Source organism: Escherichia sp. E14S1, from assembly GCF_004211995.1.
Lineage (GTDB): Bacteria > Pseudomonadota > Gammaproteobacteria > Enterobacterales > Enterobacteriaceae > Escherichia.
Window position 1 is genome coordinate 71,958 of sequence record NZ_RHJQ01000017.1, and the last position, 22,502, is coordinate 94,459.

The window sequence follows — 22,502 nt, forward strand, 5'->3', positions numbered from 1 at the left end:
ATGTCATGTTAAATATGCGAAAAATTAAATCTATAGAGAAGTTTAAATCTGAGAAATATCTCAGAGATGCTCATCCGGTGACTTCTCATGTTAACGCCCTCACTCCAGGGGTATTAACATGCAGCTTCCCTTCTCAGAAAGGGATAGTGCGAGGGCAGATTATTTATCTGGAATTTTATTATAAATACCAGAACGCGGAAATTGCCATGGATCCTAGCGCAATAAAAATGGATGTGGCGAGTAAAAATATTTTACCAAAACCACAAGGTGAGGGAGAATTTACGGATACTGACGGTAGCAAAGTTTATATGTACAAGTATTCGTTCAATGTACCTAACAATATTGCTCTGGGCGATAAAGCGATCGACTTGACATTGACTGTACAAGCCCTGGGAGCAGCTGCGCCAGTAACATGTCACTGCCAATATTATGTACTGGAGTCAAATACTGATCTCGATGATGAGATTACTATCTCTTTTGATGACACTCAGATTATTGATTTGAATGCCCCGGAAACTCTTAATGATAGTTATTCAAATCTGTCTGGTGTCACCTATATTACTGGTACGATAACGTATAAACGTAATTTGACGAAATATCCTGGCGATGAAACACATCAGGATATCCAACTGTATCTGCGACCTGTAAGTATGGCGCAGGCGGTATTCGAAAACGTATTTTTTATGATGTCTGATACTAATCAGGGGGGGGGCAAAGCATATCCTGACATGCAATATCATTATGTTAGTAATTTAACCTCGAGTAAACTTGATGGTTTTGTTATTAACCTTAAAAATGATTCAGCATCGAAAACTGGCGTGGCAAAGTTCCGTATTTACCCCTGTGCTAAAGATGCCGGTTTCCTGGTAATGACAGTAAGTTCAGGTTCCCCGGATATTGATACTTCTGACTCTAAAGGTCTGTTTATTGAAGGCATTACGCCAGAGTACATGGGATATTCAATGTACTTTGAAAATACTGACGGTGATATTCTTGATGAAGATCAACAGAAAGTGAATTTGCATTTCAAATCTCTGGAAGATGCCGAATCTAAACCTGATTATGGCGGTTTTATAAACGATACCATTCTTGTGTTTAATGAGCCAACTTATGTTGATCTTATGGGAACAGCTGTTATTGGTGATCGAACTTTTTTGGGGCGTTATGAGGTTCCTTCAAAACCGCAGAAAACGATTTATCCCTTTGAATTCGATACTACAGAGTTAATGGTACAGGATAACGTAAATAAAGCCAAAAACAGGATTTCATACATTGTTGCTGAACATAGCGGCAACGTAGGGATTTCTGAACATAAAAGACTTATTGTCACGAAGGCAATTCCAGTGACGCCGCCGAAAAAAGGAACGTTAAAATCACCAACCTTTATTGATGTTAGTGGAACGGAAATGGTATCAGGAGGGATCATTAATAAGCATCGTATTGGGAATGGCCTGCCTGGTGAACATATGTACTATCGTATTCCGGTTGCTGGAAACCTTACTGCGGGAGATGTTATTAATACTAAAATTGAATTATCGTATTACGATGATGATAATTATGTTTATTCAAATTTACCCAGTCGGTTGCTTCACTCCTACGAAATTATGCCAGCAGATGTTACACTAGGTTACCTCCAGGTCGAGGTTATGTATGAAGACCTTTGTAATTGCAACAGCGATCCTTTTGGTACAACCAGTAGTAAGTTAATTATCTGGTATGAGACTGAAGGGAACGCTGAAGCTGTGTCTTCTACGCTAATTCTTAATATCGATACAGTAATGTAAGTCAAACATGGATACCAGCAATAACGCTGGCATCCATGTTTATATTCTATTGCAATAATATTTTGGTATTAATATGTCAAATTATAAATTATTAATCATAGGTGGCATATTATCTTCATTGGCAGGGTGTGCTTATGTTGTGCATCCTCACTGGGATAAATGTGGTAATTCTGCATGCACCGTACAGGCGATAAATATAACAAAAAAATAGGCTGTTGATTTACAGGTCTGTTTGTTGATTGTTATTTTTATCTACATAGGGGATTAGTTTAAGTTTTTCAGAAAACCGCCGTTATAATTAGTGTGGCGGTTTTCTGACTATTAAAAATAGCACATTACTACTGTTCTTTATTCCCTTTATTTGGGAAGAAAAACAGAAGTATCAAGGATTGGATACAACCACCTGAACTTTTCGTTTCTGAGTCTCTTCAGTGACTTTCCAAGTACTGTTTGTTGCCCCTGTTATATCGATATATTTACCGCTATTGACGGAGTCCTCGACCTGCCACTGGTAGTTCAATACACCGCACGCTTTTGTACAGGTTGGTGTAGCTGTCAGAGTGTCATTAACGATAGGTGCGCCAGAAACACCGGTACCGCCGCTAATTACCACTTTAATGACATCGTCGCTTCCAGAAATCGGTAGTCCACCCGCTGTTCCGTTTACCGTAGCCTGAACAGGTTTGCCCTGGAATGGCTCAGTAATATTTTTGTCAGTTTGTGGAGTAACAAATAGTGTAATTGTCTGTCCTAAATCTTTGTCCTGAATAGTGTAAGTTTCGGTCACCGCCACTTCAGTAGAACCAATCTTCCAGCTATAGAGTCGGGGAGTCGTTGTATCGGGTTTATCTCCATCAACATCGGCAAATGCAAAGTCATGAGCGGGATCGATTTTTACGACATCGCCGTGGTCAAGAATGCCATTTGCATTTTTATCCTCAAAAGTAATCTCACCTGCAGTCAGGGTTGGCTCATGTCCTGTAATGGACATCGTTGCGGAAGAGGTGATTATTGCTGCGACGGCATTAACACTCATACTGAGTAAGAAGCCCATTGTAATGCTGGCGGCAGTCTTTTTTTTTAAGCTTAGTTTCATATTCTCTTGTCTTACTATTTATTAACAAATACACAATACAGATATGGGATAACGATGACTTTCTGGCTCAGTAATAAGTCATTTGATAATTTGTACCCGCACTTTTCGCTTTTGATCGGCGGTGGAAGGAACATATGTCATCTCTGTGGCACCCGGAATATCGACATAATTATTACTACCTGCTTGATCTTCTCTCTGCCATTGGTAAGTCAACGCATTGCAGTCTGTGCTACAAGGCATTGTTGCTGTCAGCGTATTTCCCACTACAGGCACACCAGTAACCGTTGCGACAGAAACTGTTGTCAGATTAAAGATCAGGCGTTTGCCGGTATCTTTGCCATTAATTTTGACGCCAACAGGTAACTTTGGATTTTCCAGAAGACCACTAAATGTTGTGGTGTAGTGTCCAGGGTTGCTTTCCTGAACGGTATCGAAGGAATATTTCGATGTATCTACAGTACTGTCAGCAATAAAGAATGTTATGCGTTCTTTTTCGTTGCTAATTGGCTGGCCCTTGCTGTCTTGCAAGGTAAGGGCCAGAGTCGACTTTTCCGTGCTTCCGACAGAAAACGTTATCTTGTCAGCAGTAAGCGTACTTTGCTCAAGTGCGGCTGATGTATCTGTAAAAATGATGTCAGCAGATGCCAGCGTTGTATCTTCCAGGCTTGCAGTAATAGTAAATTTTCCAGCACTTTCACCGGCAGTTACCGTTGTTGTGTAAATTCCATTACCAGACTCTTTGAGTTTTCCCAGTTGCGGCAATACCGGAGCCTGAGGCTTTAAAGTGACGGTTCCTTTCGCCAAAGCCATACCGTCTACCAGCGAGTTGATTGGAGTAAATGCACCATTGAGAATTATCTGCTCTGCTTTGCCGCTTATCGGTTTTTTCTCATTATCCAGTAGAGCAATTGTCAACGTGGTTTGTGTTTTTGTATCTGCCAGCAGATGCGCCACGGCGATGCTAAGACTGGAATATTTCTTACTTATTATCGGTGGCGTAAGAACAACCTGCATTTCGGCGGGTTGCGATGCATTACCACGGGTATCATGCGCAATAGCGGAGATTCCCCATGCATTGATCGCGCCATCTTTCCATTCCGGCAACACCATCTGCCAGTGGGCTCCCTGACCGATCAACTTACCGCCCGCGGCTAAAAATGATGCGTCATCCCATTCAATATCTTTCAAACCATGTTTTGCCTGCACATCAGGCAACAACGGAATGACCTGTTTTGATTTTCCTGTTACTCGCCCCGGGAGGTGTAATTTGATAACGGTTTGTTTGCGATACTCAAGAACGATGTCGTTATTACGATTAACAAGGTCATAGCGGCTGCCATTCAGGGTACGAATGCCTTCTACGGCATCCGTATTTAATTGCTGACGGAGTGGGGTGCCGATGCGCCAGTTCACATCCGCTTTTAGCTGAGTGTCATGTTTTCCACTCTCGCCAGTGCGATGTTCCGCGCTTAATGTCAGCAACGGAAATGGAGTGAAATTCACGCCGACAGTAAGAACCCGGGGGTTTTTCTGCCGGTTTTCTTTACCAAACAGCGCGACCTCCCGACCGAAATACTGCTCATACGTTAGCCTTGTCCCCAGTTGCGGGAGAGCGGGAAGGTATCCTTCCAGACGTAAATCCCAACCATTGGCAGGCCGTTCTTCATAATCTTCAACATTCGGAGATGCTTTCCATCCGGTTAGCCCGATGTAGCCATTAGCGGAAAATTTAACAAAATTACGCCAGTATTCGGCGCCAATCCCCGCCCGGGCATGATCACCAGATAAATCGTAATCGATAAAGGTATTGAGGCCATACATCGTTTGCTGGTTGAAGTGGCGATAACCAATGCCTTGGTTCACAATGCCCCGCCCGTCCACACGGTGGACGCCGCTTTGAGAAAACAGCAGATTGTTCGGCACGTCGTACCACGGATGAAGCAATATAAAAGAGGAATCTTTTAGCGATAAGTTATCGTCGGCGTTGATTTCTATTTGTGCTGTTCCGTAATGTTGCAGCCATTCAGCGGCGCTTTGATTTGCCTTACCCAGCACAAAGCCTTTGGCCATCGCTTTTGCCATGTTGCTATCCGTATGACCAGAAAGCACTCCTCCAGCCTGAGACGCGAAAGCGGCTAACTGAGTTAATTGAGCATTTTCCTGATCACGATCTTCCGCTTCTGTATCCGTACGTGAGCTATCTCGTTGCGTTTCATAAGGCGTGGCTTTTTGCTCGGCGAGCAAAGCGGCATCCGCACTGGCCATAGCAGGCGATATAACCTGGCAAATCGAACCGATCACGACCGTTATACTTTTAAGAACAAAACCGTTGACCTGCTCCCCGTTGATTAATACACCGCGATGTTAGTAATGTCTTCATAAGCCACATGAGGACATCCCCATGAAGAAGCGTTTTTCCGACGAACAGATCATCAGTATCCTCCGCGAAGCTGAAGCAGGGGTTTCTGCCCGTGAGCTCTGCCGTAAGCACGCCATTTCCGATGCCACCTTTTATACCTGGCGTAAGAAGTATGGCGGTATGGAGGTGTCCGAGGTTAAGCGCCTGAAGTCGCTTGAGGAAGAGAACGCAAGACTCAAGAAGCTGCTTGCTGAAGCCATGCTGGATAAGGAGGCACTTCAGGTGGCTCTGGGGCGAAAGTACTGACGACAGACCAGAAGCGGGAAGCCGTTGAGTTTATGTGTGATGCGACCGGTCTGTCGCAACGTCGTGCCTGCAGGCTTACAGGTTTGTCCCTGTCGACCTGCCGCTATGAGGCTCAGCGTCCGGCGGCTGATGCGCATTTATCAGGGCGCATCACTGAGCTGGCACTGGAGCGCAGGCGTTTTGGCTACCGTCGCGTCTGGCAGTTACTGCGCCGTGAAGGCCTTCATGTTAATCACAAGCGCGTGTACCGCCTTTATCATCTGAGCGGGCTGGGCGTAAAACGCAGACGACGTCGTAAAGGGCTGGCAACAGAACGTCTGCCGCTGCTCCGCCCGGCGGCGCCCAACCTGACCTGGTCGATGGATTTTGTCATGGACGCGCTCGCCACCGGTCGCAGGATCAAGTGCCTGACCTGTGTGGACGACTTCACGAAGGAGTGCCTGACAATCACCATCGCATTCGGGATTTCAGGCGTTCAGGTCACGCGTATTCTGGACAGCATTGCACTGTTTCGAGGCTATCCGGCGACAATAAGAACTGACCAGGGGCCGGAGTTCACCTGCCGCGCACTGGATCAATGGGCCTTTGAGCATGGTGTTGAGTTACGCTTAATCCAGCCGGGCAAGCCAACGCAGAACGGATTTATTGAGAGCTTTAACGGACGATTTCGCGATGAATGTCTGAATGAGCACTGGTTCAGCGATATCGTTCACGCCAGGAAAATCATTAATGACTGGCGGCAGGATTATAACGAGTGTCGTCCACATTCAGCACTGAATTATCAGACGCCATCAGAGTTTGCAGCACGGTGGCGGAATGGGAAATGTGAAGGTAAACAAACCGACATTACTAACTGATGGTTGTATCTAATACTGGGGGCAGGTCACCGTGGCTAATTATTTTGTTGGTATTGTACATATTCTATAGATGAAGGCATTTTTATGTTAAAAATAATTTTGCTTTAGGAAAAAATGTTGATGAAGCAAAAGCATGTACTATCTTATAATCAGCATTCATTAAGTTAAATTATGAATAAGCGCCATGAAGAGAGGGTGATTCCTGTATTGATGTAATTTTGGTTAATGAACAAGTAGGATGATTGTTAGCACTGTAGCGAGTTATAAATCAGCATACAGCCACTGGACCCTGTTGAAGGGGATATAAAAATTATGATTTATTTTTTTGAAATGAAAGGCAAAGTATTTGCAATGATTTTGAAAAAGTGTATTTGTCCTGGTAATCGATAAGTGCGTTAAATCTTTAGACATTGTCTGCTGCGCCAGCATTAATCCTGTGCTATAGAGTTAAACCATCCCGTGGATACACGTCTACACGGTTAGGTATGCCTCGACCTTCCGACTTATCCAAATCTTCTTTTTGCCGATAATTTATTAAACAATATAAGTAATCTGTGAGGTGATGCTATGAACGATTATGAAGCACTAGAGAATATGATGAAAGAGATTCAGCAAATCGTCTCGTTTCATGCCGGAGCCGAAACGAGAGTCCAGACCAGAGTGACTATCAGGAGTAACGATGATAAGCACATTTTAATAAACATAGGTGAAATTTCAGACATAGATATTCATTTTAAAAATCCTGTTATGAAATAGAGTTACTCCACCTTTTGTTAGTCAAAATGTCTGAATTTGTCATATCATACGCTTTCTGGCGATGGAACAGACATAATTGCGATAATGCTTCATGTGGTACATTTTTAGCTTTTATGTCTGAAATTGATATCTGCATAGTATTGTATTCAATGGTTATTTCTGGTATTTAAACCAAGAAAGCTGACATATCCATTTTATAAAAACTTGTTTTATCAGTAGAAATTTTATTGCGTTAATAAATGTCCTGGTTGTTAAAATTATTTTCTTTTCACTTTCTGCACTCTCCGGATTCTATTACTCCTGTCATTACTGAAGAGCTGTTCTTATGCCTGGTAATGTGAATACATGAACTGTTGCTGATAATCTCTAAACCGTGATTAGCCTTTCTTTATGTACTCATATCACAGCATTAACTTTATTCTCACTTGTTGTACAATGTAGTAACTTATTTTGTGCCTGATCAGGCCTGGTAAAGTATCAAGAGCCCCGCGGGATAATCTGAAACTGTTATGCTACAAAAGATGTCATATACCTTTTCTACGTTGCAGCAGCGCTATCTAAAGTTCTATTGTAGCTTGGTTCAATCTTTCTCTCAGTCTGAATCCCGGGCAATAACAGAGCCACTAGCTTCTTCTGTAGTGCAATGAAAAGAGTATCGAATGAATATTAATACACGGCAATTATTTGTGTTGTCGACGCTTGCCGGGACAGTTCTGACGACCTCAATACCCGTTTATGCGACAACGGCAAAAGATCAAACACTGGTGATAACTGGGCATAAACCCGTGGCTGCCCCTGAACTTACCCTAGGGGATACATTAACGCTGGAACCTAAATTCAGCGATCCTGATGGTGATACTGAAGATACTTCTCCATCAGGGACGACGTATCAGTGGCAGGTGGAAACGTCCCCAGGGCAGTGGGAGGATATTCCAGGACAGACCACGACCCAATACACACCCTCTTCAACAAATAAAGGTCATGTACTACGCGCGCAAGTCACAGCGCGAACAGACAGTAATAATACCATTCCCTTTGAGGGGGATGCGATTGCCTCAGGTTCTGTTGATACCTACAGCGTAATCAGCAGTACAAAGTCATCATTGCCAGATTGTGTTGGGCTGGCCGATACCGATATTAAATGCAGCGTGACGTTGATCAATAGCCTCGGCGAACCTGTCAGTAATGCGATTGTTGATATTAAGCCGGGATATTCTGCAAAAACAACCTCAGGGACCACGGATAGTAGCGGTCAAACGACCGTTATTGTGCACCCGGATAAAGTCGTTGATGCTGCGGAGGATAAAGAGGCTGAATCTGTGATAACCGTTAATAATGTTGAGGTCTTACCCAGGATAAAAGTCAAGGTTACACCGATAGTCGAGCTGTACGATAAAATAAGCAATAAAGCCAGAGACTGGTCTGGGCTTATTACACATGGTGCTTATTTACCGATTAACAGTACCGTGGGTTTCGCAAGCGCAAATGGGAAAAAACTGGATAGTCATCGTTGGAAAGTTGAAGGTGTGACCCCTGCCGGCGAACAAAAAATCGTATTAGATGCAACAAATACGGAAATTCAGATTACTGATAAACCAGGTGTCGGTATGGAAGGCTCAATGAAATTTACTGATACTATGACGGGCATTGTACAAATGTCTCAATCATTTCGTTTTATGAGCTATGTTAAATTTTCTAATGTAATCGTATCACCATATGCTGGTATTGAAAATGTTTGTATAAATTCGGCGGAAGCAAAAGCGTTAGGTTCTAACGACGGGCTGGCAAGAAATGATCTGTTTAATTGGGATTATGATGGACTGCATGAAGGGGCGCTTTGGGCAGGGATTTCCTATTTGCCAAATACGCTCGACGGTGCTTATCGATATGGTGGTACTGGGCGCTATAGCTGGGTTCATATAATACAAGGGGTATACGCAGACTCCCCATTGAAACAAACAGGTAGTGTGCCTTCGCCAACTGATGTTTTATGCCGTTAATATTTATTATTCTATTTTTTAGTGACCGCACATGCGGTCACTTCTTTCAATAAAATCTGTCAGTATGAAATCAACATTCCGGTTAATACTAAACCGAATCGTGTTGCAGACCCTTCTTTTCCCTCTCACGTATTTCAGTCGTTATCATTAATGTCATATGCTGTAGCGAAAGCAGAATGCCGTCTACCGTATCTCTTGAATCCATAATTCACTTCTTAAACTGTAATATGTTGCTACGCGAAAAATAAATAATCATTTTAAAACAACAAGTTGCATCTTAAATTCGCGATTTAAAATAATATCACATCAAAATTGGATAATCCTGTCATAAAGTTCAGTGATGCAAGTGAGGTGTAACAGCATTCACTAACCGGCACACGAAGAACTACTGTTCACTATTTTAGCCCGGTTGTGAAAGCGCAGAACAGAGCTAACGGTGGGGATATCTCTCGCCACAGTGATTCACATAAGGGAGCTATGGTGAATATGATTAATACACAGGAACGTTATACTACTTTCCAGTTTGGTGATTTCTCTTTTACAAACGACGGTTTTTTATGTTGCGGAGCGGAAGAAGTTTATCTGCCGCCTAAAGAAGCTGGCGTGCTTAAGGTTTTATTAGCGAATGCAAAACGCGTGGTCAGTAAACATAAAATTATTAATGATGTCTGGTCTTCTGCGGTTAGCGACGAGTCGCTGACGCGAAGCATTTACCGTATTCGTAATGCACTTGGGCAGAATAAAGAAAATATCTTTATTGAAACTGTTTACGGCAAAGGATACAGATTCGTCATAGACGTTAACGCCACAGTATCAGATGCCCATACAAAAAACAGTGGATATCAGACACCCTGTCACGCTGTACAGTTAATGGCAGAAAAACGCACGTTAGCCGGTTATGAATTTGCGGCGTCAGATGCGGTCTATTACGCAGCATCGAAAACAAACCGCAACTGTAGCCAATGTGATTTTCTGAAAGAGTTAATCTCTGCGCTTAATAGTGATTTTCCGCTAAGAGAATAATTCGACTTCTCATACCCATCGACGCACTGGACGGTGGGTACTTGCCATGTTAAAGCCAGTCCTCACGATTGTGAGCCGTAGCCTATTGTTAATTGATTTCTCACCACCGTCATGGAGGGTATTAACTGCCCTTTATAGCGCACGTTATAAATAAAGTGAAAAACGCCGCCTGCCGATAAATGACGAACTGGTGTTAAATGGCCGGCGAGAGCGGGCAGGGGCTGACACCAGGTCGTACTGCATAAATTGATTTCCAGTCCCTGTGGCGGTGGAGTAAGAAGATTTATTTTCCACGTAATATATTTCACGGGCGCGTTACGTGGTACGACGGTGGGGGCGTGAAGAACACGCCCAACCAGTAATTCTTCGCCTGTAGTCAGCGTGCCACCGCTGCTCTGCTGGCTCCAGCTTCCTGCGGAAGCCAGGCATAATGACGAATGGAGCGCCAGCAGCAGAAATGCTGTATTAATGGCTTTCATTATTTTTGTCCGCCGATGCAGGTCGACATATGTAACATTCGGTCATGTGCAATCTCCTGCGTAGACAACACTACCAGCTGTGGGTAAATCCGGCGCAGAAAACGGGAAAGCATGGTTCTGAGCGGTGGCGCGACAAGCAGTACCGGCGGAATATTACGCGAGTTTTGCTCAAGGATAGCCTGTTCTGTCTGGCGGATCAGGCTGTCTGCAATACCCGGTTCAATGATGCTGTTGTTCTGGATTGCCTGCAGGAGAATCTTCTCAAGGTTGCTGTCGAGGCCAATCACGTCGATATCTTTATTATTACGGAACCAATGTTGGGTAATTGCCCGACCGAGGCGGCTACGGATTTGAGCGGTTAAATCATCAGGGTCGGTGATTGTTGGCGCAAATTCAGCCATCGTATCGATAATTGTGCGCATATCACGGATAGAAACTTGTTCCACCAGGAGATTTTGCAGCACTTTATGGAACAGCGTTAAAGAGATCACGCCAGGAATTAAACCATCTACCAGGCGCGGCATATCTTTTTCAAGGCGATCGAGCAGCAGTTGGGCTTCATTGCGGCCAAACAGTTCGCCAGTGTGCTGGGTAATCAGATGATTCAGGTGCGTTGCTACGACGGAGGCCGGGTCTACTACGGTATAGCCCTGTACCTGGGCCTGCTCACGCTGTACTTCATCAATCCACCATGCCGGGAAACCAAATGCCGGGTCTTTACACGGTGTTCCGTCCAGATCACCTTCGGCGCAGCCTGGGTTAATTGCCATCCAGCGTTCAGGGTGAATCGTGCCATGACCAATTTCCACGCCTTTCAGCAGGATACGATAACTGCCTGGTTCAAGGCTCAGATTGTCACAGATGTGTACAGACGGCGGGAGAAAACCCATTTCATGCGCAAAGTTTTTACGCAGGCCACGGATACGCGTCAGTAGCTGACCGTTTTGATCGCTATCAACCAGCGGAATTAAACGGTAGCCCACTTCCAGCCCCAGTACGTCTTCAATCTGTACGTCTGCCCAGGAGGCTTCGGCTGTAGCGTGAGCGGCTTCAGCGTGGATTTCGTCACGCGTTTTATCTTCTTTGCTGGCCGACTGATTATTCTCCTGGCGACCGCGTAACCACCAGGCTAACCCCAGCAGTGCAGCGGTAAAGAGCAGAAATACCAGATTAGGCATACCAGGGATCAACCCAAGCAGACCGATTACGCCAGCCGCCAGCAGCATTACCTGAGGATTGTGGAACAACTGACCCACCATTTGCTCCCCGACATCCTGTTCGGTCGCTACGCGCGTCACAATAACACCGGCAGCGGTGGAGATTATCAGGGCAGGGATCTGGGAAACCAGACCGTCGCCAATGGTTAACAGGGTATACGTTTCACCTGCTTGTCCGATCGCCATGCCGTGTTGCAGAACACCGATAGCGAGGCCGCCGATGATGTTAATGGCCATAATCATCAGGCCCGCGATGGCATCGCCGCGCACGAATTTACTGGCACCATCCATTGAGCCGTAAAAGTCGGATTCCTGGGTCACTTCGTTACGACGGCGCTTGGCTTCGGCTTCACCGATCAGACCGGCGTTAAGGTCGGCGTCAATGGCCATCTGCTTACCTGGCATCCCGTCGAGAACGAAGCGAGCGCCCACTTCGGCAATACGTCCGGCACCTTTGGTGATAACCATAAAGTTAATGATGATCAGAATCGCGAACACCACGATGCCGATAGCAAAGTTACCGCCTACCAGAAAATGACCAAACGCCTCCACGACGCGACCCGCCGCTGCAGCGCCGGTGTGGCCTTCCATCAGGATGATACGCGTCGAAGCAATGTTCAGCGCCAGTCGAAGCAGGGTGGCAAACAGGAGGACCGTCGGGAATGCCGAGAACTCCAGCGTGTTTTTGGTGAACATGGATACGAGCAGGATCATCAATGAAAGGACGATATTGAACGTAAACAGGGTGTCCAGAAGAAACGCCGGGAGCGGCAGGACCATCATGGCGAGGATCATCATGATCAGCACCGGGCCGGCCAGTATTCGCCACTGGGTATCTTTCAACTGTGGTAAACGTAATTTAGTGGCGATATCAGACATCGGTATTCATCTCGTGGTTAAAATCCAGTTTTTCCGGTACAGGAAGGTTCCGGGGTGGTACGGGTTTGGTTTCGCCGGTGTGGCGCCAGCGACGCAGGCTGTAGACCCACGCGAGCACTTCTGCCACCGCGCTATAAAGTTCTGTTGGGATCGGTCTGCCAATCTCGCTGTGTCGGTAAAGCGCACGCGCCAGCGGTGGCGCTTCCAGCATCGGGATCTTATGTTCTTTCCCCAGCTCTCTGATGCGCAGCGCGACTTCCCCTGCGCCTTTGGCCAGCACGATTGGTGCGCTCATACTGTTTTCTTTGTAGGACAGGGCGACGGAGTAGTGCGTTGGGTTGTTGACAATCACATCCGCCTCAGGCACATCGGACATCATGCGGCTTCTGGCGATAGCGCGCTGCATCTGCTTGATTCTGTTCTTGATGTGCGGATCGCCTTCCTGCTGCTTAAATTCATCGCGTATTTCCTGGCGGGTCATACGCAGCTTTTTCAGGTTGCTGAAGATCTGGTTAAAAATGTCATAGCCAACCATCGGGATAATGCACAGCAGTACCATCATCAGGCAGTGCAGAATCAGGTCCATCGCGCGGCCAATCGCTTCAGGCAGTGGAGCACTCACTAACTGGATGAAATGCTCTTTATTATTAGTAAGATACAAAGTACAGCCTGTTCCTACTAAAGTAACTTTCAGACATCCTTTTAATAATTCAGCGACCATTTGCCCTGAAACCATCCGTTTCATTCCTGAAAGTGGATTTAAGCGTTTTAAATCTACTTTCAGGCCACCGCCCAGGTGAAGCCCACCAATCAGTAATGGCGAGGCAATCCCCACTACAAACAGCCCAAGCAGAAAGGGCATCAATGCCTGAATCATCATTACCAGCATGTCGTAAAGCTGGTGAATCATGCTTAACGGGTCCTCAATTTGATGTCTGTTGAGGGTTAACCCGGAATGCAATAACTGTAATAACGTGCGGGCAAGGTTTTCTCCGCTACCCGTCATCAGCGACCAGCCTGCTAACAGAATCAGCAGGGAGGTGAGTTCTCTGGAACGAGGAATCTGCCCTTTTTTCCGCGCTTCTTCTTTTCGGTGAGCTGTGGGCTCTTCTGTTTTTTCCTGATCGCTTTCTTCTGACATACACCTGCCTGGGTCTGGTTCCTCTGCTAACCGCGTTAGTTCTGGTTATCAGAGGAAAATGACATTACATAGATTAAAAGCCGAGACTCTGGAGAAGGTCATCAACCTGGCCCTGGGATGTCATTACACCTGCCTGGGTCTGATCGATTTGTGGACCATTAATTAATGAATTAGCGACTTCTTTCGTCGGTACAGTCTCTTCAGGAATGTTATCTACGAGTACCCGAATCAACTCTTTTTCGACAACTTCAATAATGGTCATCATGCGCTGGATAACCTGACCGGTCAGATCCTGAAAGTCCTGCGCCATCATGATTTCCATGAGTTGATTATTGGTTTTACCGGCCAGACTGGTCGCCTGTTTCAGATAATGCCGGGTATCTTTTACCAGTTCACGGGCTTCCGGCAGTTCAACAGGCGCATCAAACCAGGCATCCCAGCGTTGTGTTAACTGTTCAGCTCCGCTGGAGATAGCGTCCTGCATCGGTCTTGTTTCTTCCACACTGTTCAGCACACGCTCCGCAGCCTGCGATGTTTTCTTTGCCACATAATTCAGACGTTCGCGGGCATCAGGGATCGCTTCAGCCGCATCCATGATGGTTCGCTCAAGGCCAAGACTGACCAGACTATCCCTTAGCATCCGTGTGATATTACCAATACGGGTAAAGACGTCTGGATCGTGATTCTTTGGTGGCAGTTGCGCAGACGCGGTCATGATTATCCCCCGAGCTTCTCAAAGATTTTGTTCAGCTTTTCTTCAAGAGTGGCTGCGGTAAAAGGCTTAACCACATAACCGCTGGCACCGGCCTGCGCTGCGGCAATAATGTTTTCCTTCTTCGCTTCTGCGGTAACCATCAGCACAGGCAGCGCTTTAAGCGCACTATCCTGGCGAATTTCATTCAACAGCTGCAAACCGTCCATGTTCGGCATGTTCCAGTCACTAATGACAAAATCGAATGGTTCTTTTTTCAGACGCGTCAGCGCGTCATGACCATCCTCCGCTTCGTCAACATTGTTGAAGCCGAGATCTTTAAGGAGATTGCGGACAATGCGACGCATGGTGGCAAAGTCATCAACAACGAGGAAACGTAAATTCTTATCTGTCATGGTATATCCTGAAAAATTTCTAAGTACGAAATAGGCTGTTAAATACGGCGAGACTGCCCGGTTATGTTATTGAGAATTTGTTGGCTCATATCATCGAGGTCGGCGACTTCTGTTACCGCCTCTAAAGCCACTGCTTCACGGGGCATACCGAATACCACACATGAACGTTCGCTCTGGGCGAGGGTTCGGGCGCCTGCGTTACGCATCGCCAGCAGACCTTTCGCACCATCGTTACCCATACCCGTCAGGATCACACCGACGGCATTTCGTCCTGCGACTCGGGCAACGGATTCAAACAGCGTATCTACCGACGGACGATGGCGGTTAACAGGCGGCGTATCGCTAAGTTTGATATGGTAGTTAGCCCCGCTACGTATTAACTCCATATGTCTGCCGCCTGGCGCGATATAAGCATGACCGGGTAGTACGCGGTCATCATGCTCTGCTTCCTTTACGGACAGCAGGCAGGATTTATCCAGACGCTGGGCAAAAGAACGGGTAAACCCTGGTGGCATATGTTGTGCGATGACGATTCCCGGACATGTCGGCGGCATTGGCAAGAGGACATGGCTTAATGCTTCCGTACCACCGGTAGAGGCGCCAATGGCAATAATTTTTTCACTGCCAATAAGCGGGGCGCGAATAACGGGAGGAACTGTTCTTTTCTGGAAACTCCGCACGCTTGCCGCGATACGAATTTTGTCAGCGATCATATCGCTGTATTTTTCCATCCCTTCCTGAAGTCCTTGCTGAGGTTTAGTAATAAAATCTACGGCGCCCAGTTCCAGTGCTGCAATAGTGATATCAGAGCCTTTGCTGGTCAGTGAAGAAAGCATTAATACCGGCATTGGACGCAGACGCATTAAACGTTCAAGAAAATCCAGACCATCCATGCGCGGCATTTCAACGTCCAGCGTCAGTACATCCGGGTTATGTTGTTTAATCAAATCACGGGCCATGATGGGATCATGCGCCGTGGCGACCATTTCCATATCCGGTTGTTGATTAACAATTCGCGTCATGATATTGCGAATTAACGCCGAATCGTCCACGCACAACACTTTTATCTTTTTCATTTGTTACCCCTTTGCCAGGCAGTAAACAGATTGGCCGCGCAGGCGAAAATGACTATTTGCAGTATTAAAATGTTCTGAATGACCCGCAAAAAGTATTCCACCTGGTTTCAGTATTTCTGCAAAACGGCGCATAAGAATATCCTGCGTATTTCTGTCAAAATAAATCATCACATTGCGACAGAAAATAGCATCAAACGGTGCAGGAATATCCCACTGCGGGGCCACGAGATTCAGCTGTTGGTAATGAATCGATGCCAACAGTTCCCTTTTTACCTTTACTTTATCACCGTGATTTCCTGTTCCACGCAGAAACCAGTCTTTTTTCTGTTTTTCATTCAGACTAGCCAAATCGGATAATTGATAAATTCCTTTTTTGGCATGACGCAGAACATCGGTATCAATATCCGTTGCCAGTATGCGAGGCCCCGTAATACTACGACCCAGCGTTTCTTCCAGCGTCATCGCAATTGACAGTGGTTCTTCGCCTGTGGATGCGGCAGCGCACCATACGTTATACATACCGCGCCGACTCCGCGCATGTTCTGCAAGAATAGGGAAATGGTACGCTTCACGAAAAAAAGAGGTCAGGTTAGTGGTCAGCGAGTTGACAAATGTCTGCCATTCCGGCGCATCAGAGCTGCTTTCAAGCAGTGCCATATACTCACTGAAGCTGTTTATCCCTAGCTGAGTGATTCGGCGGGATAAACGATTATAGACCATATCTTTTTTTTGACCATTCAGGACAATACCTGCACGGCGGTAAATTAGCTCGCTGACACGTGCTAAATCTTTATCCGTGAGAGTGTTCAGAGTTTGCGCAGGGAATTCAGAGTGATTAGCCATATTGCGGAATTTTATTTCTCAGTGTTTCCGCATTTAGCGGGGGATAGAGAGTTATTTTCAACACATGATTGGGGTTTCAATACGTATCACCCGCTCATAAACACAGCCAGGCGGTGATCAGGTGATACGGGAAAACAGAAAATAACAATCAGGATTAACGGAGTGACTAAAACGAAAAATCGACAATCAGACACCCATATTCATGATGTCCTGATACGCGCTAACCATTTTATTGCGTACCTGAACACCAAGGTTAAGTGCTACAGATGACTTCTGCATCGAAACCATAACATCATTTAAGCCAACTCCCGGCACGCCTGCCAGATAGTCTTCAGAGCCTTGTTTGGCCTGATTCTGGAGCTGGCTGATATTATTGAGGCTGTTAAATAACACATCAGAAAATTGCGTTTTATTTTCTGTGTCATTTGATTCTGTCAGAGCAAGCTGATTCTGCATTGCAGAAACCTGGCCTGCCTGACGCTGGATCTGATTTACTACCCCATTGATTGTATTTAGGGACATATTGTTATTTCACCTTACTGACACTTAACAACAGATAGTTGATACTGATGTCTTATCAGCTCTGTTTAATTTAGGCGTACTTTATCATGGCGGAAGTTCAGCAGCATTGTGGGAAAAGTCAGCATAAACCTGTTCTTATTGCAGATTAGGTTTAGGGCTGTTTCAGGCGATAATTCTTATCTGGCAAATTTTCTGAAATGAAAAATTGTCGCGAATAATACTCATCACCAGTTTGTTCATCTGCATCTGCAATATGACACCTGCGTTGAAGTCGTACCATTTAACTTTACAGGAATATGGCATGAATGCCACAACCCAGGGTAATAAAAAAAATAGTCCCTTTGATTTTAAGGCACTACTGGAACGAATTCGGGCAAATCCCAGAATTATTTTTATGATCACAGCGGCGGCAGCAATTTCAATTGTTGTCGCCTTGCTATTCTGGATGCAAGGGCCAGTTTATCGAGTTCTCTACAGTAATATTAGCGAACAGGACGGTGGAGCGATTGTCACTCAGCTTAGCCAGATGCAGGTTCCTTATCGCTTTGCTGACCATAACGGCGCCATCATGATCCCGGAAGACCAGGTTTATGAGGTCCGTCTTAAACTCGCACAGCAGGGATTGCCGAAAGGTGGCTCTGTAGGGTTTGAACTGCTCGACCAGGAAAAATTTGGTATTAGCCAGTTTAACGAGCAGGTTAACTTCCAGCGTGCGCTTGAAGGTGAACTGGCTCGTACTATTGAGACGTTAGGTCCGGTACAGAGCGCCCGTATTCATCTGGCAATACCGAAACCGTCACTGTTTGTCCGCGAACAAAAAGCGCCTACTGCTTCAGTGACTCTTACTTTACAAAATGGCAGAACACTGGATGAAGGCCAAGTCAACGCCATCAGTTACATGATAGCCAGCGCGGTTTCTGGCCTTGATGCCGCTCATGTCACCATTGTGGATCAGTCTGGCCATTTGCTTTCCGGCAGTGACACTCACAATACCCAGACAACACAGCTTAAATATATCCGCGAAGTTGAAGATGACTATCAAAACCGTATTCAGGCAATTCTGACACCCGTTGTAGGCAGCGCCAACGTTCGTACGCAAGTTACGGCGCAAGTGGATTTCACCCAGAATGAGCAAACTGTTGAGGAATATGCCCCCAACACGTCGCCAGACAAGATGTCTATCCGCAGCCGCCACGTTGTTCATGATGAGCAGGGCGGGAAAAGCAGCGTTGGAGGAGTACCTGGCGCGTTAAGTAATCTACCGCCTACGGCCGCCACCGCACCGATTACCACCTCAACGCCAGCACGCGGCGCCAAAGATAGCGCGACACGCCCGGCGCCTCAGACGGTAAGCCAAAACCTACAACCTTACAGTCAGAACCATGACGACATTACCAATTACGAGCTGGACAGAACGCTAAAACATATCACCCGCAACACGGGTAATGTGGAACGTTTGTCGGTCGCGGTTGTTATCAATTATCTGCCAGGAAAAGCCGGAGAACCGGCGGCTCTGACGCCAGCGCAGATGAAGCAAATCAACGATCTGGTTAAAGAGGCAATGGGCTATACCGCTTCCCGTGGGGATTCGGTAAATGTGGTTAACACACCATTTAGCCAGTCAGACAAAGATGTCGCTCTTCCACTGTGGCAACAGCAGGATGTCATTCAGTTAGTTCTTAGCGTACTGCGTTATCTTTTAGTCGCTCTGGTTGCCTGGATGCTGTGGCGTAAAGCCGTATGGCCATTCTGGGTGAAACATCAGGAAATGCTGCTCCAGCGGCTCGAAATGGAAAAAGAAGCACGTCAGGCCGAAGCAACGGCGCAGCGGCAGAAAAAAGAACACAGCGAACTTGCCAAGGCTCAACAGCGCATGGATACCGAGCTTACTACTCAGCAACTGCGTGAAATGGCCGATGAGGCACCGCAGATTATTGCACTGGTTATTCGCCAGTGGATGAATAAGGAGCAGAAACCATCATGAATGCTGCCATGCGAAGCGCCATTATTATGCTAACGCTCGGCGATGACCGCGCCGCCGACGTCTTCCGCCATCTCAGTCCTCAGGAGGTGGCACAGATAAGCACTGCTATTGTCAGTATTCACTCTTATACCCATGAGCAGATTGCTCAGGTGCTGAGTGAATTCAAACGCGATTCAGAAGAGTATGCGTCCATCAGCATCAATGCGGATGAGTATTTACGCAATGTTCTGGTGAAAGCGCTGGGTGAATCCCAGGCCGAAGCCTTGTTGGATAATCTGCTGGATGCCCATAGTGAAAACAACGGTATCGATACGTTGGGTCTGATGGAACCGTATATGGTGTATGACCTGATTCGGGAAGAGCATCCGCAGATTATTGCGACCATTCTGGTGCATCTGAAACGCGCTCAGGCAGCAAGCGTACTGGCGAAATTCGAAGAACGCGAACGTAACGACATTATGTTGCGTATTGCCACCTTTAACGGCGTCCAGCCGGTGGCACTGCAAGAACTGACGGATGTACTGAACAATCTGCTCCACGGTCAGTCACTGAAGCGCAACAATATGGGTGGTGTTCGTCCGGCGGCTGAAATTCTCAACCTGATGAAAACTCAGCAGGAAGAAGCGGCGCTTACTGCATTCCGTGAATTTGATCCTGAACTGGCGCAAAAAATTATTGACGAGATGTTCCTGTTCGAAAATCTGGTGGATATGGACGACCGCAGCATCCAGCGCCTGCTGCAGGAAGTCGATGGCGAGTCTCTGCTGGTTGCGTTGAAAGGCGCTGATCAGGCGCTGCGTGAGAAGTTCTTCAGCAACATGTCCAAACGTCAGGCTGAAATTATGCGTGATGATCTCAATTCCCGTGGTCCGGTACGTATGACCCAGGTTGAAGCAGAACAGAAATCCATTCTGTTGGTGGTACGTCGTCTGGTGGAAGTCGGAGAGATGGTGATTGGCGGAGGTGAGGATGTCTACGTCTGAGACAACCTGGAAACCCTGGCGGCCTGATGATCTGCTCGGGCAGGGCAGTTCCTCATGGCCAAACCTGGAGTCTGAAAATCATGCAGATGCAGACCCAATGTCTGACCCGGACCGGCAGGCAGAGCTTGCTCGTGTTCGCCAACAGGAAGGGCAAAAAGGGTTTACGCAGGGACTGGTAAAGGGCGAAGAAGAGGGCCGCCGCCGCGGCTACGAAGAAGGATTGCAACAGGGAAAAGCCGAAGGCATTAAGCAAGGATTAGCGGAAATACATGCTCAACAATCGCTGTTAAATTCACAGTTTTCCCGCGTGATGGAAAGTTTCCAGATCTCGGTTGAAAACATGGACAGCGTCATTCCTGCCCGCCTGGTGCAACTGGCGCTGATGGCGGTGCGTACTCTGTTGGGCGGGCAGGGCGTTACGGATAAAATGCATACCAGTCTGATGAATCACATCCGTACCCTACTCAACGAAGATAGTTTACTGAAAGGTAAATTTCGCCTGACCATCAGTGCGGAAGAACCAGAAGAGGTACGCCAGCAGCTTGAGACGTTACTCTCAGCCTATGACTGGGAATTGTGTGCCGATCCTCATCTTCTACCCGGCGGTTGTCGGATCAGTACGGAAGAAGGGGAACTGGATGCCTCGCTGGAAACCCGCTGGCAGTCGTTGTGTCAATTGGTTCGTAACAGGGGCGGTGTATGACTTCGCATCTCAAAAACTGGCTGGGTGCTCTGGAACAGCAAGAAACGCGGATGACGACGTTACCCGCTTTTCGTCAGTACGGCAGGCTGATCCGCGCGACTGGACTGGTGATGGAAGCCACCGGACTAAAATTACCCATCGGAACGCTGTGCATTGTTGAACGTGACGGCCCGGATGGTATTCGTTGTGTAGAAAGTGAGGTTGTTGGTTTCAGTGGACAAACGCTGTATCTGATGCCGCTGGAACATGTGGACGGCATCTTGCCTGGCGCCAGAGTCTGGGCGCCGGATAGCGGTGATAAGTTAACACAAGGCAAGCAGCTTCCTGTTGGGCCTGGATTATTGGGGCGTGTGCTGGATGCCAGTGCGCGACCACTGGATGGCCTTCCTCCTCCCAGTAATAGTGATCGGGCAACATTATTTACCGCTCCGTTTAACCCGTTACAACGCGATCCTATTCGCAATGTGCTTGATGTCGGCGTTCGGGCGATCAATGGGTTACTGACCGTGGGACGAGGCCAGCGTATGGGGCTGTTCGCGGGGTCCGGTGTCGGGAAAAGTGTCCTGTTAGGCATGATGGCGCGCTATACCACCGCTGATGTGGTGGTTGTGGGACTCATCGGCGAACGAGGCCGTGAAGTCAAAGATTTTATTGAAAATATCCTCGGAAAGGATGGCTTACAGCGTTCGGTGGTTATTGCTGCGCCTGCCGATGTATCGCCGGTACTGCGTATGCAGGGGGCGGTATATGCAACCCGTATTGCGGAAGATTTCCGTGACCGTGGATTAAATGTGTTGCTGATCATGGATTCGCTGACGCGTTATGCGATGGCGCAACGTGAGATAGCATTAGCCATTGGCGAACCGCCAGCAACCAAAGGCTATCCGCCTTCTGTTTTCGCCCGTTTACCGGCCCTGGTGGAGAGAGCCGGAAATGGTATCCGTGGCGGTGGATCAATCACTGCATTCTATACCGTATTGACGGAAGGCGACGATCAGCAGGACCCGATTGCGGACTCCGCTCGTGCCATTCTCGACGGACATATTGTTCTGTCACGCCGACTGGCGGAATCAGGCCACTATCCGGCCATTGATATTGAAGCTTCTATCAGCCGTGTGATGACGGAAATTACGCAACCAGCGCAATTTAAAAAGGTACAGCGTTTTAAACAACTTCTGTCCTCGTGGCAGCGGAACCGGGATTTGGTCAGCGTAGGGGCGTATGCCAGAGGCAGCGATCCTTTACTGGATCAGGCGATCACCTTATATCCAGAAATGGAACGCTATCTGCAACAGGGCATCCATGAACGCCAGGAATATGATGTTTCATGTCGCCAGCTCGATGCGTTATTCCCGGATAACAGAGGCCCTGAAGCAGGTGAATAATC

19 protein-coding genes are annotated in these 22,502 nt (G+C 47.1%); 9 read left to right on the forward strand and 10 right to left on the reverse strand.

Features of this window, described 5'->3' with window-relative positions; genetic code table 11:
- Positions 1-5 precede the first annotated feature (5 nt).
- Positions 6-1,784 carry a hypothetical protein gene (locus D9734_RS18520; protein ID WP_130209587.1) on the forward strand — a complete coding sequence of 593 codons (1,779 nt, stop codon included), beginning with the start codon at positions 6-8 and terminating at the stop codon, positions 1,782-1,784.
- A 382-nt stretch (positions 1,785-2,166) separates the two neighbouring features.
- Here the strand turns inward: D9734_RS18520 and D9734_RS18525 are convergent, their stop codons facing one another.
- Both D9734_RS18525 and D9734_RS18530 read right to left on the reverse strand, forming a co-directional pair.
- The gene (locus D9734_RS18525; protein ID WP_130209589.1) at positions 2,167-2,880 is read right to left on the reverse strand and encodes a ZirU family protein; all 714 of its coding nucleotides are present in this window, start codon (positions 2,878-2,880) and stop codon (positions 2,167-2,169) included.
- Between the two features lie 78 nt (positions 2,881-2,958).
- Positions 2,959-5,145 carry an inverse autotransporter beta domain-containing protein gene (locus D9734_RS18530; RefSeq protein ID WP_130209591.1) on the reverse strand — a complete coding sequence of 729 codons (2,187 nt, stop codon included), beginning with the start codon at positions 5,143-5,145 and terminating at the stop codon, positions 2,959-2,961.
- A 136-nt stretch (positions 5,146-5,281) separates the two neighbouring features.
- Between D9734_RS18530 and D9734_RS18535 the strand changes: the two genes are divergently transcribed.
- The 4 genes from D9734_RS18535 (at position 5,282) to D9734_RS18550 (ending at position 10,181) form a co-directional block, all read left to right on the forward strand.
- Positions 5,282-6,402 (forward strand): IS3 family transposase gene (locus tag D9734_RS18535; protein WP_130209593.1). Its coding sequence is split into 2 segments (ribosomal slippage): positions 5,282-5,540 and positions 5,540-6,402, totalling 1,122 coding nucleotides; the frame shifts between segments, so codons are not numbered across the junction.
- 567 nt (positions 6,403-6,969) lie between these two features.
- Positions 6,970-7,158 (forward strand): hypothetical protein, encoded by a 189-nt coding sequence (locus D9734_RS18540; protein WP_130209595.1) that lies wholly within the window; start codon positions 6,970-6,972, stop codon positions 7,156-7,158.
- Positions 7,159-7,817: 659 nt separating this feature from the next.
- The gene (locus tag D9734_RS18545) at positions 7,818-9,158 is read left to right on the forward strand and encodes a hypothetical protein (protein ID WP_130209597.1); all 1,341 of its coding nucleotides are present in this window, start codon (positions 7,818-7,820) and stop codon (positions 9,156-9,158) included.
- A 486-nt stretch (positions 9,159-9,644) separates the two neighbouring features.
- Positions 9,645-10,181 (forward strand): winged helix-turn-helix domain-containing protein, encoded by a 537-nt coding sequence (locus tag D9734_RS18550; RefSeq protein WP_165382798.1) that lies wholly within the window; start codon positions 9,645-9,647, stop codon positions 10,179-10,181.
- 62 nt (positions 10,182-10,243) lie between these two features.
- On the opposite strand, the gene D9734_RS18555 is transcribed toward D9734_RS18550, so the two are convergent.
- The 8 genes from D9734_RS18555 to fliE all read right to left on the reverse strand — a co-directional run bounded on the left by D9734_RS18555 (position 10,244) and on the right by fliE (position 17,445).
- Positions 10,244-10,660 (reverse strand): flagellar protein FlhE, encoded by a 417-nt coding sequence (locus tag D9734_RS18555; protein ID WP_130209601.1) that lies wholly within the window; start codon positions 10,658-10,660, stop codon positions 10,244-10,246.
- Positions 10,660-12,756 (reverse strand): flagellar biosynthesis protein FlhA, encoded by a 2,097-nt coding sequence (flhA, locus tag D9734_RS18560; RefSeq protein WP_130209603.1) that lies wholly within the window; start codon positions 12,754-12,756, stop codon positions 10,660-10,662. The genes D9734_RS18555 and flhA overlap by 1 nt, the downstream gene beginning before the upstream one ends.
- Positions 12,749-13,897, reverse strand: a complete 1,149-nt coding sequence (gene flhB, locus D9734_RS18565) for a flagellar biosynthesis protein FlhB (protein ID WP_130209605.1) — start codon at positions 13,895-13,897, stop codon at positions 12,749-12,751. The genes flhA and flhB overlap by 8 nt, the downstream gene beginning before the upstream one ends.
- A 73-nt stretch (positions 13,898-13,970) precedes the next feature.
- The gene (cheZ, locus tag D9734_RS18570; RefSeq protein ID WP_130209607.1) at positions 13,971-14,612 is read right to left on the reverse strand and encodes a protein phosphatase CheZ; all 642 of its coding nucleotides are present in this window, start codon (positions 14,610-14,612) and stop codon (positions 13,971-13,973) included.
- A 2-nt stretch (positions 14,613-14,614) separates the two neighbouring features.
- A complete protein-coding gene (gene cheY / locus D9734_RS18575) occupies positions 14,615-15,004 on the reverse strand; it encodes a chemotaxis response regulator CheY (protein ID WP_130209609.1) in 390 nt (129 codons plus the stop codon).
- Between the two features lie 38 nt (positions 15,005-15,042).
- A complete protein-coding gene (locus D9734_RS18580; RefSeq protein ID WP_130209611.1) occupies positions 15,043-16,080 on the reverse strand; it encodes a chemotaxis response regulator protein-glutamate methylesterase in 1,038 nt (345 codons plus the stop codon).
- A gap of 3 nt (positions 16,081-16,083) precedes the next feature.
- On the reverse strand, positions 16,084-16,923 hold the full coding sequence (locus tag D9734_RS18585; RefSeq protein WP_130209613.1) for a CheR family methyltransferase: 840 nt from the start codon (positions 16,921-16,923) through the stop codon (positions 16,084-16,086).
- A 186-nt stretch (positions 16,924-17,109) separates the two neighbouring features.
- On the reverse strand, positions 17,110-17,445 hold the full coding sequence (gene fliE / locus D9734_RS18590) for a flagellar hook-basal body complex protein FliE (protein WP_130209615.1): 336 nt from the start codon (positions 17,443-17,445) through the stop codon (positions 17,110-17,112).
- Between the two features lie 301 nt (positions 17,446-17,746).
- On the opposite strand from fliE, the gene fliF reads away from it, so the two are divergent.
- The 4 genes from fliF to fliI are packed head-to-tail and all read left to right on the forward strand — an operon-like array spanning position 17,747 to position 22,500.
- Positions 17,747-19,429 carry a flagellar basal-body MS-ring/collar protein FliF gene (fliF, locus tag D9734_RS18595; protein WP_130209617.1) on the forward strand — a complete coding sequence of 561 codons (1,683 nt, stop codon included), beginning with the start codon at positions 17,747-17,749 and terminating at the stop codon, positions 19,427-19,429.
- Positions 19,426-20,412: a flagellar motor switch protein FliG gene (fliG, locus tag D9734_RS18600; protein WP_130209619.1), complete on the forward strand. Its 987-nt coding sequence runs from the start codon at positions 19,426-19,428 to the stop codon at positions 20,410-20,412. The genes fliF and fliG overlap by 4 nt, the downstream gene beginning before the upstream one ends.
- Positions 20,399-21,115, forward strand: coding sequence for a flagellar assembly protein FliH (locus tag D9734_RS18605; protein WP_130209621.1), 717 nt, complete (start codon positions 20,399-20,401; stop codon positions 21,113-21,115). The genes fliG and D9734_RS18605 overlap by 14 nt, the downstream gene beginning before the upstream one ends.
- Entirely contained in the window at positions 21,112-22,500 is a 1,389-nt protein-coding gene (gene fliI / locus D9734_RS18610) for a flagellar protein export ATPase FliI (protein ID WP_130209623.1), read from the forward strand. The genes D9734_RS18605 and fliI overlap by 4 nt, the downstream gene beginning before the upstream one ends.
- Positions 22,501-22,502: the final 2 nt, after the last annotated feature.